Genomic DNA, 16,340 nt, shown 5'->3' on the forward strand with positions numbered 1-16,340 from the left:
CGATTTTATTGGCATATCCAAAACTACCATCCATATTCTCTGTCTCACCCTGATGCCTCTCCGGACCCTCCCGCAGGCTCCCCTTCGACGGTCGGATCGATGAATCGCAGCCCCTTCTTCGCTGACCTGCTGAACACCATCGCCGACCGCGGCCGGATGATGCTGAACCTCGTGCGCGGTGACGAGCCGGTTTCGGCCGACAGCCTGGCACGTTTGTGCGTCCGTCTGCTTTCCAGCCAGGGGGAGGCATCGGGCGTCGCCTATGCAAGAGAAATACTCGATCGCTGGCGAACTCTCGGCGCCGATGGCAGGCTGGCTTTCCTGCATGTACTGTGCGATCGTTTCGGCACCGATCACACCAGGCTTGCCGCCGCGGTGGATGCCTATCGCGCCGCGCCGGACGATCGTTCGGCACTTGCCCTGCACGACGCCGCCGAGCCGGCCAGGCAGGAGCTTTTGCGCCGCCTGAACCTGGCGCCCGGCGGCATCGAGACGCTGGTGCGCATGCGCGAGGATCTGCTTGCCCGGCTGCCCACATTGCCCGATCTCGCCATCGTCGATGCCGACTTCACGCACCTGCTGTCGTTATGGTTCAACCGGGGCTTCCTGGTGCTGCGGCGGATCGACTGGTCGACGCCGGCCAACATCCTGGAGAAAATCATCCGCTACGAGGCGGTGCATGCCATCCACACCTGGGATGATCTGCGCCGCCGGATCGAGCCCGCCGACCGGCTCTGCTATGCGTTCTTTCATCCGCAGCTCGGCGACGAGCCGCTGATCTTCGTCGAAGTCGCGCTCACCCGGGCGATGCCGACGACGATCGCCGAGCTGCTCGCCGACGAGCGGCCGCTGGTGCCGCCGCGGCAGGCTACGACGGCGGTGTTCTATTCCATCTCCAACTGCCAGGAGGGCCTGCGCGGCATCTCCTTCGGCAATTTTCTGATCAAGCAGGTGGTCGAGGACCTGCGCCGCGACCTTCCCGGCCTGACCGATTTCGTCACCTTGTCGCCAGTGCCGGGCTTTGCCCGCTGGCTGGCCGAGCAGGCCGAAACCATCCCCTCCGCCACTGAGGCGCTGGATCTCGTCGCCGACGAGGGCTGGCGTGCAGATGCTGCCGTGCGCGACCGCGCAGGCCAAGCCCTGCTTCCGCTTGCGGCACAGTATTTCCTCGAAGCTCGCACCGCCTCCGGCAAGGTGATCGACCCGGTCGCCCGCTTCCATCTCGGCAATGGCGCGCGGCTGGAGCGCATCGACCTTTTCGGCGATCTGTCGCCCCGCGCCTTGCGTCAGGCGCATGGCCTGATGGTCAATTATCGCTACAAGCTCGACGACATCGAGAAGAACCACGAGCTGTTCGCCGCCAGGAACGATGTGGCGGCCGCGCCCGCCGTGCGCCGCCTGCTGCCGAAACCGACGAGACCGTCTGCACCGCGGCTTCCGGCGCCAGCCCAGGTGATTGGGGACAAGAGGGACAGTTGAGCAACCAGCCGCTTCAGGCTGCGGGCCAAACGGCTGATATCTTAGGCACCCTTTGCGACACCGACCTCGAAAACCCTCTTGCCTTCTATCCAGACGCCCTTGACGTCCAATTCGTCCGAGAGTGCAACGATATCGGCGGCGGTGCTGTTGGCGAAGCGCCCGAGCCGGTGTGATTGGCCGATCGCCTGCGCCGGATAGAGCGAAGCCATGCGCAGGACCTCCGACAGGTCCAGTCCGACGATGCGGTGGACGAAGCGGACGGCGGCGATCATGTCGAGATCGGCGCCGGCCAGCGTCCCGTCGGCGAGCCGCAGGCTGCCGTCCTTGCGATAGATGGTGCGGCCGTTCAGCGTGAACGAGGTCATATCGGTGCCGATCGTCGCCATGGCGTCGGTGACCAGGAAAATTTTTGCCGGGTCCTGCTTGGCACGCAGCGCGATGGCCATGGTGGCGGGATCGACATGGATGCCGTCAGCGATGATGCCGGCAAACAATGTGCCTGTATCGATGGCAGCACCCGCCAACCCCGGCTCGCGGTTGCCGATCTGGCTCATGGCGTTGAACAGATGGGTGACCATTGTTGCGCCGGCATCGGCGAACGCGCGCGCCTTGGCATAGAAGGTGTCGGAATGGCCGAGGCTGACGACGATGCCGGCCTCGACCAGCGCCGAAACGCGTTCCGGGTCGACGGATTCCGGCGCTACAGTCGTCAGCAGCACCGGCAGGGTTTTCCGCGCCGCAACCAGCACCGCTTGGTCGGCATCCAGCATCGGCCGGATCAGCGCCGGGTCATGCGCGCCCTTGCGGGCGATCGACAGATGCGGGCCTTCGAGATGCAGGCCCAAAAAGCCCGGCACCTTCTGCTGCGCGGCCTCGACCCCGGCGGCAACCGCCGCTGCGGTGATGGCGGGCGTGTCGGTGATCAGCGTCGGCAGCAGCGCCGTCGTGCCGAACGGCGCATGTGCCCGGCAGATGGTCTCGATCGAGGCGACATCGGGGTGGTCGTTGAGCATGACGCCGCCGCCGCCATTGACCTGCAGGTCGACGAAGCCCGGTGCAAGCATGCCGCCGCCGGTTTCGATACGCTCGACGCCGGACGGAACGGCTCCGGCGGCGACGATGGCCTCGACGAGACCGTCTCGCACGACAAGGGCAGCGTCGTCGTGCCAGTCGTCGCCGTCAAAAATCCGGGCGCCAGTCAGGGCAAAACGGTCGCTCATATGGTTTCCGTCACCTTGCGAAGATTGGGTGGCGTGTCCGGATCGAGACCGCGATGGCGGGCAAAGGCCTCGACGAAGCCATAGAACGACACGATCAGCGCCAGCGGGTCGGTCAGTGGATGGCCGGTGGCGACATGCGGCAGGTGCTGAGCGCTTGTCGCCTTGTCCGAAGTCACGAAGACGGCCGCGCCCTTGCCCGCCAGGCTGTCGGCGGCCTCTGCGACCGACGGCTCGGAAGCATCGCGGGCGGCGAGCGCCAGCACCGGAAAGTCAGGCCCGACTAGCGCCAGCGGGCCATGCATCACTTCGGCAGCACTATAGGCCTCGGCGTGCATGGCGCAGGTTTCCTTGAATTTCAGCGCCGCCTCATTGGCGATCGCCGCGGACGGACCACGACCGAGGATGAACAGAGACTTCTGCGTCTCAAGGGCGCTGGCCAGCGCCATCCAGTCGCAGGCGATCGCCTTGCGGAAATGTTCTGGCAAACGGGCGAGCGCCGCCAGCAACTTGTCGTCCCCGGTGCTATGCGCCATCAAGGCGAGGCCGGCGACGGCTGAATTGACGAAGGTCTTCGTCGCCGCGACGCTGCGCTCCGGGCCGGCCAGGATGTCGATGGCGTAGTCGCAGGCCCGCGCCAGCGGCGAATCGGCGGTGTTGGTGATGGCGACGGTCAGCGAACCGCCGGCTCTCGCGGCTTGCGCCATGGCGACGATGTCCGGGCTCTTGCCCGACTGCGAGATCGCCAGGCAGGCCGAGCCGGCCAGCTTGAGCCTGGCGCCATAGATCGAAGCGATCGACGGGCCGACCGACGCGACGGCAAGGCCGGCGGTCAGTTCCACCGCATACTTCATGAACGTGGCGGCATGATCGGAGGAGCCGCGCGCTACGGTGACGACGAAGTTTGGATCGCGCTCGCGAATGCCGCGCCCGGCCTCGGTCAGCACCGCTGCCGAGCCGTCGAGCAGGCGCGCGGTCGCCTCCGGGATCTCCTCGATCTCGCGCCGCATATGGGTAATTGTCGCGCTCATGGCCGGCCCTCTTCGCCCGGCCCGCTCAGCCGGAGCTCGGCGACGAAATCATAGGCGTCGCCCCTGTAGATCGAGCGGGTGAATTCGATCACCTTGCCGCTCGCCAGATAGGAAATACGCTCGATGTGCAGGCCGGCAATGCCAGGCGGCACTTCGAGCAGGCGCGCGTCGTCGTCGCCGAGATTGGCGGCGGAGATGCGCTGCACCGCCCGCACCGGCCGATGGCCGGTCGTTTCAAGCGCCGCGTAGAGCGACGAACCGATCGCCGCCGGGTCGGGCAGCACGCTGGCAGACAGTGCCGCGCGCTCGATCGCCAGCGGCGTTTCGTTGGCGATGCGCAGGCGCGCCACCCGCGCCACCAGTTCGTTCGATGACAGGCCGAGCACCATCATCTCGTCCGGCGACGGCGCATAGAGGCCGCGGTCGAGCCAGGCCGAACGCACCGCCATGCCGCGCCGCGCCATATCCTCGGTGAAGGACGTCAGCCGCGACAGCGACTGCTCGACGCGCTCCATCCGCGGCGCGACAAAGGTGCCGGAGCCGTGACGCTGGACAAGGATGCCGTCCTTGACCAGATCCTGCACCGCCTTGCGCACGGTGACCCGCGAAATGTCGGCCTTGCTGGCGATGTCGCGCTCGGACGGCAGCGCGTCGCCCGGCCCGATCAGGCCGCGATTGACCGCGTCCTCGATGCTCTTCCTGAGCTGCAGATAGAGCGGCGCGCCGCTTTGCGCCGACTGTTTCAGCGTGGCGAAGATCTGGTCGGCGGCCTCGCTCATCGCGCCGCCTCCGTCGCACTCGAGAAAACCCGCACCGCCATCTGCACGGCGCCGCCCAGCGCGTCGTCGAGCGGCGGCTTCAGCAGCGCCCGGTAGCGCGCCGACAGGCGTCGTGCATAGAGCGGCGCCAGCCCGCCAAGCAGGCAGAGCGGATCGTCGTCGCCGAGATCGAGCACGCCAAGTGCTGCCTCGACGTCGGCGATTGCCTTGTCGAGGATCCAGTTGGCGACGGCGTCGCCCTTTTCGGCATGCTCGAAGACCTTGGGCGCGAAGCCACCGAAATCGCCGGGTTTTGCGTTGGTGGTGAACTCGACCAAATCCTCGGGATTGTCGCGGAAGATGGCGAGCATGGCCTGCGTCAGCGGCGATCCCTGGCGGATGCCATCATAGGCGAGCAGCGTCTGCTCGAGCAGGTCGCGGCCGATGCGGGCGCCGCTGCCCTGGTCGCCAACCTGGAATCCCCAGCCGCCGATGGCGCGCGACTTGCCGTTTTTGCGCGCCATGTAGGCGGTGCCGGTGCCGAGGATGGCCATGGCGCCGTCACCGGAGCCGACCGCGCCTTCCAGCGCGATCTCGGCGTCGGTCTCGACACGGTTTTGGCTGAACGGCAGGATCGCTTCGAGCTGCTGCCTGTAGGTGCCGACATTGGCGCCGGCGAGGCCGAGGACGGCCGGCGTCTGCGGGATCAGTTCGGGATCCTGCCCGGCGGCGACAAAGGCCTGCCTTGCCGCCTCGACAATGTTGGCCCTGGCGCCGGTGAGATCGGTGCGGATGTTGGCGGCACCGCTCTTGGCGCGGCCGACGACAGTGCCGTCCGCCGTTGCAAGAGCCGCCCTGCAGCTGGTGCCGCCGCCATCGATGCCAAGCACAAATTTCACACGATTTCTCCTCCGGGCGGATAATACCAATAAAATACCAATAGCCAAGGCTTAATTTTCGTTTCAAAAAGATTAAGGTGTATTTTATTGAAAAACCTGTGCATTTTGACGAAAGGCCAGTTCCGAGGCATGGAAATCGCTAATGCATATGGACAAGTGGTATTTTTTTGGTATTGTTTTGGGGATTGGAGGGAAAGCAAATGGCCGAAACGCGCACCGAAGCGCTTCACCAGAATGCCGAGGGGCTGGACATCCAGGCTCCGGACGCCATCCTTTCCTCGTTGGCCAACGCGCAGATCGAGGCCGCCAAGGCGGTGCGCGGCGCCGTTCCGGCCATCGCCAAAGCCGCCGAGATCATCGCCAGCCGGCTGAACAGCGGCGGCAAGCTCGCTTACGCGGCAGCCGGCAGCTCGGGCCTGATGGCGCTGGCCGATGCGCTGGAGCTGCCGGGCACCTTCGGCATTCAGCGCGACCGCATCGCCATCCTGATCGCCGGTGGCGACGATGCCTTCAAGACACTGGCCGGCGGGCCGGAGGACGACACCGAAGAAGCCTCGGCGGCGGTTGCCGCTGCCGGCATCGGCGAGGGCGACTGCCTGATCGCGGTCTCGGCCAGCGGCTCGACGCCCTATGCGGTCAGGGCGATCGAGGACGCCGGGCGCCGCGGTGCGGCGACCATCGCCATCGCCAACAACAAGGATGCGCCGCTGCTTCGGCTGGCCGACATCGCCATCCTGCTCGAAACGCCGCCGGAGCTGATCGCCGGCTCGACGCGCATGGGTGCCGGCACCGCCCAGAAGATCGCGCTCAACATGCTGTCGACGCTGGCCGCCATCCACCTTGGCCATGTCCATGACGGCTACATGGTCAATCTCATGGCCGACAACATCAAGCTGCGCGACCGCGCCGCCCGCATCGTCGCCGCGATCAGCGGACGCGACAGGGACGATGCGGCGCGCCTGCTCGAGAACAGCGGCGGCAACGTCAAGACCGCCATTCTGCTCGCCGCCGGCGCCGCCAGCGCCGACGCGGCGCAGAAGATACTGGAAGGCACCGGCCAGAAGCTGCGTCCGGCGCTTTCCGCGATCGAGGGGAGCATGGGGCGGAAAGCCCCTGTTCTCAAAACCGAACCTGAAAAAGGTCAACAGGGAGACTGAGCATGACAACCAAACTACTGACGGCACTGCTTCTCGGCACCAGCATTCTCGGCTCGGCCGGAATGGCCTGTGCCCAGGACGTAACGCTCAACATCGAAAGCTGGCGCGGCGACGACCTTGCCATCTGGAAGGACAAGCTGATCCCGGCTTTTGAGGCCAAGAACCCGGGCATCAAGGTGGTGTTCGCGCCGTCGGCGCCGACCGAATATGACGCAGCACTCGGCGCCAAGCTCGCCGCCGGCTCGGCCGGCGACCTGATCACCTGCCGCCCGTTCGACAAGTCGCTGGAACTGTTCAAGAAGGGCAATCTCGCTGATATCTCGACGCTGCCTGGCATGGAGAATTTTTCCGACGTCGCCAAGGCCGCCTGGCAGACCGACGACGGCAAGTCGAGCTTCTGCGTGCCGATGGCTTCCGTCATCCACGGCTTCATCTACAACAAGGACGCCTTCGACCAGCTCGGCATCAAGGTGCCGACGACCAATGAGGAGTTCTACGCCGCGCTCGACAAGATCAAGGCCGACGGCACCTACATCCCGATGGCGATGGGCACCAAGGATCTCTGGGAAGCCGCGACCATGGGCTACCAGAACATCGGCCCGAACTACTGGAAGGGCGAAGAAGGCCGTCTGGCGCTGATCAAGGGCGAGCAGAAGCTGACCGATCCGCAGTGGGTTACGCCGTTTGCCGAACTCGCCAAGTGGAAGCCCTATCTCGGCGACGGCTTCGAGGCGCAGACCTATCCGGACAGCCAGAACCTGTTCACCCTCGGCCGCGCCGCCATCTACCCGGCCGGCTCGTGGGAAATCGGCCTGTTCAACACCCAGGCGCAGTTCAAGATGGGCGCGTTCCCGCCGCCGGTGCAGAAGGCCGGCGACGCCTGCTACATCTCCGACCACACCGACATCGGCATGGGCCTCAATGCGGCGTCGAAGAATGCGGATGCGGCCAAGACCTTCCTGACCTGGGTCGCCTCGCCGGATTTCGCCACCATCTACGCCAACGCGCTGCCGGGCTTCTTCAGCCTGAACAACACCCCGGTGAAGATGGAAGACCCGCTGGCCCAGGAATTCGTTTCTTGGCGCGACAAGTGCAAGTCGACCATCCGCTCGACCTACCAGATCCTGTCGCGCGGCACGCCGAATCTCGAAAACGAGACATGGGTTGAATCGGCCAACGTCATCAACGGCACCGTCACGCCGGAAGCTGCCGCCAAGAAGCTGCAGGACGGCCTCGACAGCTGGTATAAGCCGGCGAAGTAAGAGCGAGCGCTATCCCCCCTCGAGGGGGAGATGTCGCCGGAGGCGACAGAGGGGGTCGGTAAAGGCAGGCTGCGACTTGATCGTTGCCGGGAGGCGCGGTCGAAGTCACGATCGCGCGGCCTTAGCCGACCCCACCCGCCTCGCTTCGCGAGGCACCCTCCCCTCGAGGGGGAGGGAGGTGCCGCACCCTTGGCGGCAATTGCAAGAACCTGATCGGCGGGGACCGAACGCATGGCCGCAGCACCGAAACGACCGTTCCGCTGGCATATCGTCGTCTTCCTGGCGCCGGCGGTGCTGGTCTATACGGCGATCATGATCCTGCCGCTGGCCGGCACGCTGCAGCTCTCGCTGTTCCGCAACATCGACCAGGCCCAGGTCTTCGTCGGGTTCGAAAACTTCCGCAGGCTGTTCGGCGATCCCAACTGGTCGGTCAATTTCTGGAACGCGCTGCGCAACAACGTCTGGTTCTTCATAATCCACATGATCGTGCAGAATCCGATCGGCGTGCTTTTGGCCGCACTGCTGTCCAGCCCGCGGCTGAGATTCTCCGCCTTCTACCGCACGGCGATCTTCGTGCCGACGATCCTGTCCTTCGTCATCGTCGGCTTCGCCTGGAAGCTGATCCTGTCGCCGCTGTGGGGCGTGGCGCCAAACCTGATGGATCTCGTCGGCCTCAAAAGCCTGTTCACGCCGTGGCTCGGCAAAGAACAATATGCGCTGACCACGCTCAGCCTGATCTCGGTGTGGCAGTTCGTCGGCATCCCGATGATGCTGATCTATGCGGCATTGCTGTCGATCCCAGAGGAGGTGATCGAAGCCGCCGAATGCGACGGCATCACCGGCATGTCGCAGTTCTGGAAGATCAAGCTGCCGCTGATCCTGCCGTCGATCGGCATCATCTCGATCCTGACCTTCGTCGGCAATTTCAACGCCTTCGACCTGATCTACACCGCGCAAGGCGCGCTGGCCGGACCGAATTACTCGACCGATATCCTCGGCACCTTCCTCTACCGCGCCTTCTTCGGTTTCCAGCTGCAGGTCGGCGATCCCAACATGGGCGCGGCGATCGCCACGATGATGTTCCTGATCATCCTTGGCGGCGTCTGCGTCTACCTGTTCCTCGTCCAGACGCGCCTGCGTCGCTATCAGTTTTAGGGGGCGATATGAGCACGGCAACCCACTCCCTGCCCCGCACCATCGGCGCCCATGCGGTGCTGTTGACCTACACGGTGATCGCGCTGTTTCCGGTGATCATCGTCATCATGAATTCGTTTAAATCCCGCGCCGGCATCTTCGGCGCGCCGCTGACGCCGCCGACCCCGAAAACCTTCGACCTGATCGGCTACACCACCGTCGTCGGCCAGGGCGATTTCATCCATTACTTCCAGAACAGCCTTGTCGTCACCGTCGCCTCGCTGTTCTTCGTGCTGCTGTTCGGCGCGATGGCCGCCTTTGCGCTGTCGGAATACCGTTTTCGCGGCAATTCGCTGATGGGGCTTTATCTCGCCCTCGGCATCATGATCCCGATCCGCCTCGGCACCGTCGCCATCCTGCAATTGATGGTGGCGAGCGGGCTGGTCAACACGCTGACGGCGCTGATCCTGGTTTATACAGCGCAAGGCCTGCCGCTCGCCGTCTTCATCCTGTCGGAATTCATGAAGCAGGTGTCCGACGATCTGAAGAATGCCGGACGCATCGACGGTCTGTCCGAATACACCATCTTCTTCCGGCTGGTGCTGCCGCTGGTGCGGCCATCGATGGCGACGGTCGCCGTCTTCACCATGATCCCGATCTGGAACGATCTGTGGTTTCCGCTGATCCTGGCGCCGTCGGAGGAGACCAAGACGGTGACGCTCGGCGCCCAGCTGTTCCTCGGCCAGTTCGTCACCAACTGGAACGCCATCCTGGCCGCGCTGTCGCTGGCGATCATGCCGGTGCTGATCCTCTACGTCATCTTCTCGCGGCAGCTGATCCGCGGCATTACTTCGGGAGCGGTCAAGTGAGTTCGGAAAAACCTCTTCGCGTCGTCGTAGCCGGGCTCGGCAATATGGGCCGCAGCCATGCGCTGGCCTATCACACCAATCCGGGTTTTGAGATCGCCGCGCTGGTCAACCGTTCGGACGTGCCGCTGCCGGCCGGGCTTTCCGGCTATGGCATCAGGCGCTCCTTCGACGAGGCGCTGCGCGACGAAAAACCAGATATCGCCTGTATCGCTACTTATTCCGACAGCCATGCCGACTATGCCGTCAGGGCATTCGAGGCCGGCTGCCATGTCTTTGTCGAAAAGCCGCTGGCGACGACGGTGGCGGATGCCAAACGTGTCGTTGCCGCAGCTAAGGCCAACGGCAAAAAACTGGTAATCGGCTATATCCTGCGCCATCACCCGTCGTGGATCAGGCTGATCGCCGAGGCGCGCAAGCTCGGCGGTCCTTACGTGTTCCGCATGAACCTCAACCAGCAATCCTCCGGCCATAGCTGGCAGACGCACAAGCAGTTGATGCAGACGACGTCGCCGATCGTCGATTGCGGCGTGCACTATCTCGACGTGATGCTGCAGATCACCGACGCCAGGCCGGTCGAGGTGCGCGGCATGGGGCTGCGGCTGAGCGACGAGATTGCGCCCACGATGTACAATTACGGGCATCTGCAGGTGCTGTTCGACGATGGTTCGGTCGGCTGGTACGAGGCCGGCTGGGGGCCGATGATCTCGGAAACCGCCTTTTTCGTGAAGGACGTGATCTCGCCCAATGGCTGTGTGTCGATCGTGATGAAGGAGGGCGTCAGATCCGACGACATCGACACCCACACCAGGACCTCGACCCTCCGCCTGCACAGCGCGGCGACCGGCGCGGACGGAAAATTCGCCAGGGCGGATGAGATACTGTCGATGGAAGGCGAACCCGGCCATCAGGAACTCTGCGATCGCGAACAGGCCTTTCTGCTCAAGGCGGTCCGCGAGGATATTGATCTGACCCGCCACATGGACGACGCCGTGAAGTCGCTCGCCGTCTGCCTTGCCGCCGACGAAAGCGTCCGCAGCGGGAAGGCGGTGCGATTGTGACAGGGGAAATTTCGTCAGGGATAGCGCTCTACAGCGCCCCCACATTCCAATCCGGAGGAACGCCGTGGGCTCGCTGAATATCGAGAATGTGAAGAAGGCGTTTGGGCCGGTCGAGGTGCTGAAAGGCATCAACCTCGAAGTGACCGATGGCGAATTCGTCGTCTTCGTCGGCCCCTCCGGCTGCGGAAAATCGACACTTCTCAGGGTCATCGCCGGGCTGGAGGATTCGACCTCGGGGCGTGTGGTCATCGACGGTGCGGACGTCTCCGCCACCCCGCCGGCCAAGCGCGGCATCGCCATGGTGTTCCAGACCTATGCGCTCTACCCGCATCTGACGGTGAAAAACAATATGGGCCTTGGCCTCAAGCAGGCGGGCACGCCAGCGGCCGAGATCGACCGCCGCATCGGCATCGCATCGTCGATGCTGTCGCTGGAGCCCTATCTCGCCAGGCGGCCGGCCGAGCTTTCCGGCGGCCAGCGCCAGCGCGTCGCCATCGGCCGCGCGGTGGTGCGTGAGCCCAAGCTTTTCCTGTTCGACGAGCCTTTGTCCAACCTCGATGCCGCACTGCGCGTCAACACCAGGCTGGAGATCGCGCAACTGCATCGCCGGCTGAAGGCGACGATGATCTATGTCACCCACGACCAGGTCGAGGCGATGACGCTGGCCGACAAGATCGTCGTGCTCAACGCGGGCAGGATCGAGCAGATCGGCGGACCGATGGAGCTCTACAATGCGCCGGCGAATGAGTTCGTCGCCGGCTTCATCGGCTCGCCGAAGATGAATTTCGTCGACGGCGCCAGGCTTGGCGAGACGGCCAAGACCATCGGCGTCCGCCCAGAGCATCTGACCGTCGATGCGAAATCCGGCGCCTGGAAAGGCACGGTCGTCCACGCCGAGCATCTCGGCGCCGACACCAACCTCTATCTCGACTGCGAGAAGGCCGGGCTGATCACCGTGCGCATTTTTGGCGTCTACAACGCCGAACCGGGCGCCACGCTCTACGCGACGCCGGATCCGGCGAAGACTTATCGGTTCGGGACTGACGGCAAGGTGCTGAAGTAGCGCCCCTTTTTCCTTCTCCCCTTGTGGGAGAAGGTGGATCGGCGCGCAGCGCCGAGACGGAAGAGGGGTGTTGGACGGAGTGCTGTCGGTGCCAAGCTGGAGCACCCCTCATCCGACCTCGCGGAGCCTGTCCTCGGGCTTGCCGAAGGCAAGACCCGTGGGCGAGGCCACCTTCTCCCACAAGGGGAGAAGGCAGAGCGCCGCTACTCGTCCGCCTTGAACGTCTGCTTCTGCATGCCCAGCCCTTCGATGCCGAGCTCGACGACGTCGCCGGGCTTCAGGAACACCGGGGGCTTCATGCCCAGCCCAACGCCGGGCGGCGTGCCGGTCGAGATGATGTCGCCCGGATGCAGCGACATGAATTGGCTGAGATAGGAAACCAGGTAGGCGACGCCATAGACCATGGTCTTGGTCGAGCCGTTCTGCATCGTCTTGCCGTTGACCTTCAGCCACATCGGGATGTTCTGCGGGTCCTGGACCTCGTCCTTGGTCACCAGCCACGGGCCGATCGGCCCGAACGTGTCGCAGGACTTGCCCTTGGTCCACTGGCCCTGGCGCTCGGCCTGGAAGGCGCGCTCGGACACGTCGTGCGCGACGCAGTAGCCGGCGACATAATCTAGCGCCTCGGCCTCGGTGACGTATTTCGCGGTTTTGCCGATGACCACGCCAAGCTCGACTTCCCAGTCGGTCTTGACCGAGCCGCGCGGGATCAGCACGTCGTCGTCAGGCCCGACGATGGCCGAGCTTGCCTTCATGAAGATGATCGGCTCCGGCGGCACGGTGGCGCCGGTCTCGGCGGCATGGTCGGAATAGTTCAGGCCGATGCAGATGAATTTGCCGGTGCCGGCGACGCAGGCGCCGATGCGCGGATTGCCGGAGACCGCCGGCAGCGATTTCGGATCGAGCTTCGACAATGTTTCGAGCGATGCCGGGTCGAGCGCCTTGCCGGCAATGTCGGTGACATGGGCGGAGAGGTCGCGGATCGTCCCATCCGCATCGAGCAGGCCGGGGCGTTCGCTCCCCGCTTCGCCATAGCGCAGCAGTTTCATTCTTTTTCTCCTGATTGCGGCGCAGAGGCCGTTTGCAAACTCAGAGTTTTCAAATGGCCTCTTAGATCGACCAGCCACCGTCGATATTATAAGCCTGTCCCGACGTATAGGTGGCGCCGGCCAGATAGACGGCGAGATCGGCGATTTCCTCTGCTGTGCCGAGGCGGCCCATCGGCTGGCGGGCGATGAAGGCGGCGCGGGCCGCCTCGTAGTCGCCCTGCGCATGCATGCGGTCCTCCAGCGACGGGCTTTCGACCGTGCCCGGGCAAATGGCGTTGCAGCGTATGCCCCTGCCGACATAGTCGGCGGCGACCGATTTGGTCAGGCCGATGACCGCCGCCTTGGTCAGCCCATAGACGAAGCGGTTGGGCACGCCCTTGGTCGAGCCGGCAAGCGACGCCATGTTGATGATCGAGCCGTCGCCGCGCTCCAGCATGCCGGGCAGCACGGCGCGGATGGTGCGGATCATCGAGCGGACGTTGAGATCATAGGCAAAATCGAGATCGGCGTCCTTCATCTCGAGGATCGAGCCGGAGTGGACGAAGCCGGCGCAGTTGAACAGCACGTCGACAGCGCCGATCTCGGCGAAGGCCGACGTCACAGCCTCGTCGTTCAGCACGTCGAGCTTGCGGGTCTTGATGCCAGCAATCTTGCCGAGGTCGGCGAGCAGCACCTCGTTGATGTCGGTGGCGTGGACGACAGCGCCCGCCCTGGCGAAAGTCAGCGCGCTCGCCCGGCCGATGCCTTGTGCCGCCGCCGTGACGACAACGATCTTGCCTCCCAGATCCGCCATGCTTTTTTTCTCCTTGTGGCCGCCCGGGTGCCTAGGGCGGCAAATGTTTTTTCTCGGTAAAGAACATCTATTAGCCCGTCAAGCCCGGCGCCGAGGCAGCGTCTTTCTCCCCGTCACTATACGGGGAGAAATGCCCGGCAGGGCAATGAGGGGCGGCGCCGACGTCGACAATCTACACACGCTCAATCGCCGTAGGGCACCCAGACGTTCTTGACCTCGACGGCACGGCGCAGCAAGGCATCGCCGGCGGCCTCGGCCGACGCCCAGTCGAGGCTGCGGCCGTTGCCGGTCCAGACGCGCTTGAGATTGCCGACAGAGTCGGCTTCGGCCCTAGCGCAGGTCTCGGCATCGGCGAACAGCCAGAGCCCGTCGACATCGTCATGCCTGGCCAGCACGCCGGCGAGCTCGGCGCTGCGGCCGGTGACGATGTTGATGGCGCCGGCCGGAACGTCGGAATATTCGATGACCTGGTAGAGATCGGTGGCAAGCAGCGGATATTTTTCCGACGGCACCGCGACCACGGTGTTGCCCATCGCCAGCGCCGGCGCCACCAGCGAGATCAGGCCAAGCAGTGGCGCATTGTCGGGTGCCACGATGCCGACGACGCCGACCGGCTCGTGCAGCGCCAAAGTGACGGCGCGGGCCGGCGGCTGGTGGACACGGCCCTCGAACTTGTCGGCCAGGCCGGCATAGAGGAACAGCCGCTCGATCGATTGCTCGACCTCGTCTCGCGCGGCCTTGGCGGTGGCGCCTGTCAGCTCCGTTAAACGCGCCGCGAATTCTCCGGCACGGCCCGAAAGATTTTCGGCCAGATAGTACAGCACCTGGCTGCGGTTATAGGCAGTCGCCTCCGGCCAGGCCTTGCAGGCACGTGCGGCCGCGACGGCATCGCGAACATCCTTACGGCTGCCGAGCCCGACCTCGCCGGCAAGCTTGCTCTTGGCAGTGGCTATATCAAGCGAATAATTGCCGTCCGGCCTGACCTGCTTGCCGCCGATGAACAGCTTTGCCGTGCGGTCGATGGCATCGCTTTCCGACCGCTCGATCGACTGAGCCGTAGCCGGTGCCGGCTTGATGGCCGGGCCGAGCGGCAGCTTTGCCGAGAGGTATTCGAGCATGCCCTCGCGCCCGCCTTCGCGGCCAAAACCGCTCTCGCGATAACCGCCGAAGCCGCAGGCGGCGTCGAACATGTTGGTGCCGTTGACCCAGACGACGCCGGCCTTCAATTGCGGCGCGACGTGCAGCGCGAGGTTGACGTTCTCGCTCCACACCGAGGCGGCCAGCCCGTAGCGCGTGTTGTTGGCGAGCTCGACCGCTTCCTCGGTGTTGCGGAAGCTCATGGTCGCCAGCACCGGGCCGAACACCTCTTCCTGCGCCAGGATGTTGGCCGGCGAAACGCCTGTCGCCAGCGTCGGCAAATGGTAATAGCCGGAGGACGGCAGCGCCACGTCCGGCTGCCAGCAGACGGCGCCCTGTTTGGCGCCTTCGGCGACCAGGCCCTTGACGCGATCGAGCTGGGTCAGGTCGACCAGCGGCCCGATATCGGTGTTCTTGTCGAGCGGGCTGCCGACGCGCAGCCGGCTCATCCGCGCCTTGACCTTGGCGATGAAGGCCTCGGCGATGCCCTCCTGCACCAAGAGGCGCGAGCCGGCGCAGCAGACCTGGCCCTGGTTGAACCAGATGCCGTCGACCAGTCCCTCGACGGCGCTGTCGAGGTCGGCATCCTCGAAGACGACGAAGGCCGACTTGCCGCCAAGCTCCAGCGATATTTTTTTGCCCGACCCGGCAGTGGCCTTGCGGATGATCTTGCCGACCTCGGACGAGCCGGTGAAGGCGATTTTTTGGACGCCGGGATGGTTGACGATGGCCCCACCTGCCTCCGGCCCGCCGTGGACGATGTTGACGACGCCCTTCGGCACGCCGGCGCGCTCACAAATCTCGGCGAACAGGATGGCGGTAAGCGGCGTGAACTCGGCCGGCTTCAGCACCACCGTGCAGCCGGCGGCCAGTGCCGGCGCGATCTTCCAGGCCAGCATCAACAGCGGAAAGTTCCACGGGATGATCTGGCCGACGACGCCGACGCCCTTCTGATCCGGGAAATCCCTGTCCAGCGCCTGCGCCCAGCCGGCATGGTGGATGAAATGGCGGATGGCCAGCGGCACGTCGATGTCGCGGCTTTCGCGGATCGGCTTGCCGTTGTCGATCGATTCCAGCACCGCAAACAGCCGCTGGTGGCGCTGCATGGCGCGGCCGATAGCATAGAGCACTTTGGCGCGTTGGTAGCCGGTGGCTGCGGCCCATTTCGGCAGCGCTTTTGTCGCGGCCGAAACCGCCGCGTCGATATCGGCAGCTCCGGCATCCGACACCTTGGCCAGCAATTTTCCCGAAGACGGGTCGCTGGTATCGAAGGTCTTGCCGCTGGCGGCCGCCTTCCAGTCGCCGCCGATGAACAGCGCTTTGGAGAAATCACGAGCGGCAAGCCAGGCATCGGCCTCATTGCGGGCCTCCGGAGCCGGACCGTAGTCCATGGCGTGATAGCGTTCGAGAATGTTCATGGAGCGCTCCCGATAG

The 16,340-nt window shown here is 64.8% G+C and carries 14 protein-coding genes; 7 read left to right on the plus strand and 7 right to left on the minus strand.

Annotated features, from left to right (window positions below):
* Positions 1 to 99 precede the first annotated feature (99 nt).
* Positions 100 to 1,479, plus strand: a complete 1,380-nt coding sequence (locus AC0L2M_RS10265; protein WP_473534754.1) for a malonyl-CoA decarboxylase — start codon at positions 100 to 102, stop codon at positions 1,477 to 1,479.
* A 41-nt stretch (positions 1,480 to 1,520) separates the two neighbouring features.
* On the opposite strand, the gene nagA is transcribed toward AC0L2M_RS10265, so the two are convergent.
* The 4 genes from nagA to AC0L2M_RS10285 are packed head-to-tail and all read right to left on the minus strand — an operon-like array spanning position 1,521 to position 5,384.
* Entirely contained in the window at positions 1,521 to 2,699 is a 1,179-nt protein-coding gene (nagA, locus tag AC0L2M_RS10270; protein WP_473534755.1) for an N-acetylglucosamine-6-phosphate deacetylase, read from the minus strand.
* Positions 2,696 to 3,727, minus strand: a complete 1,032-nt coding sequence (locus AC0L2M_RS10275) for an SIS domain-containing protein (protein WP_287290142.1) — start codon at positions 3,725 to 3,727, stop codon at positions 2,696 to 2,698. The genes nagA and AC0L2M_RS10275 overlap by 4 nt, the downstream gene beginning before the upstream one ends.
* Positions 3,724 to 4,506, minus strand: a complete 783-nt coding sequence (locus tag AC0L2M_RS10280; RefSeq protein ID WP_128174772.1) for a GntR family transcriptional regulator — start codon at positions 4,504 to 4,506, stop codon at positions 3,724 to 3,726. The genes AC0L2M_RS10275 and AC0L2M_RS10280 overlap by 4 nt, the downstream gene beginning before the upstream one ends.
* Complete coding sequence (locus AC0L2M_RS10285; RefSeq protein WP_473534756.1) at positions 4,503 to 5,384, minus strand: glucosamine kinase nucleotide-binding domain-containing protein; 882 nt, start codon at positions 5,382 to 5,384, stop codon at positions 4,503 to 4,505. Before AC0L2M_RS10285 ends, AC0L2M_RS10280 begins: the two co-directional genes overlap by 4 nt.
* 200 nt (positions 5,385 to 5,584) lie before the next feature.
* Here AC0L2M_RS10285 and AC0L2M_RS10290 point away from each other — a divergent pair, with 200 nt between their 5' ends.
* The 6 genes from AC0L2M_RS10290 (at position 5,585) to AC0L2M_RS10315 (ending at position 11,927) form a co-directional block, all read left to right on the plus strand.
* Positions 5,585 to 6,541: an N-acetylmuramic acid 6-phosphate etherase gene (locus AC0L2M_RS10290; protein ID WP_287208334.1), complete on the plus strand. Its 957-nt coding sequence runs from the start codon at positions 5,585 to 5,587 to the stop codon at positions 6,539 to 6,541.
* Positions 6,542 to 6,543: 2 nt separating this feature from the next.
* A complete protein-coding gene (locus AC0L2M_RS10295; protein ID WP_287282984.1) occupies positions 6,544 to 7,803 on the plus strand; it encodes an ABC transporter substrate-binding protein in 1,260 nt (419 codons plus the stop codon).
* Positions 7,804 to 8,034: 231 nt separating this feature from the next.
* Positions 8,035 to 8,958, plus strand: a complete 924-nt coding sequence (locus AC0L2M_RS10300) for a carbohydrate ABC transporter permease (protein ID WP_023801467.1) — start codon at positions 8,035 to 8,037, stop codon at positions 8,956 to 8,958.
* An 8-nt stretch (positions 8,959 to 8,966) separates the two neighbouring features.
* Positions 8,967 to 9,806: a carbohydrate ABC transporter permease gene (locus AC0L2M_RS10305; protein WP_128185665.1), complete on the plus strand. Its 840-nt coding sequence runs from the start codon at positions 8,967 to 8,969 to the stop codon at positions 9,804 to 9,806.
* Positions 9,803 to 10,864, plus strand: coding sequence for a Gfo/Idh/MocA family protein (locus AC0L2M_RS10310; RefSeq protein ID WP_473534757.1), 1,062 nt, complete (start codon positions 9,803 to 9,805; stop codon positions 10,862 to 10,864). Before AC0L2M_RS10305 ends, AC0L2M_RS10310 begins: the two co-directional genes overlap by 4 nt.
* Before the next feature lie 64 nt (positions 10,865 to 10,928).
* The gene (locus AC0L2M_RS10315) at positions 10,929 to 11,927 is read left to right on the plus strand and encodes an ABC transporter ATP-binding protein (RefSeq protein WP_473534758.1); all 999 of its coding nucleotides are present in this window, start codon (positions 10,929 to 10,931) and stop codon (positions 11,925 to 11,927) included.
* A 203-nt stretch (positions 11,928 to 12,130) separates the two neighbouring features.
* On the opposite strand, the gene AC0L2M_RS10320 is transcribed toward AC0L2M_RS10315, so the two are convergent.
* The 3 genes from AC0L2M_RS10320 to AC0L2M_RS10330 form a co-directional block, all read right to left on the minus strand.
* Positions 12,131 to 12,976 (minus strand): fumarylacetoacetate hydrolase family protein, encoded by an 846-nt coding sequence (locus tag AC0L2M_RS10320; protein ID WP_473534759.1) that lies wholly within the window; start codon positions 12,974 to 12,976, stop codon positions 12,131 to 12,133.
* Positions 12,977 to 13,037: 61 nt separating this feature from the next.
* The gene (locus AC0L2M_RS10325; protein WP_473534760.1) at positions 13,038 to 13,769 is read right to left on the minus strand and encodes an SDR family oxidoreductase; all 732 of its coding nucleotides are present in this window, start codon (positions 13,767 to 13,769) and stop codon (positions 13,038 to 13,040) included.
* 182 nt (positions 13,770 to 13,951) lie between these two features.
* Positions 13,952 to 16,324, minus strand: a complete 2,373-nt coding sequence (locus AC0L2M_RS10330) for an aldehyde dehydrogenase family protein (RefSeq protein WP_473534761.1) — start codon at positions 16,322 to 16,324, stop codon at positions 13,952 to 13,954.
* Positions 16,325 to 16,340 lie beyond the last annotated feature (16 nt).

It is taken from the genome of Mesorhizobium sp. WSM4806 (assembly GCF_055811635.1).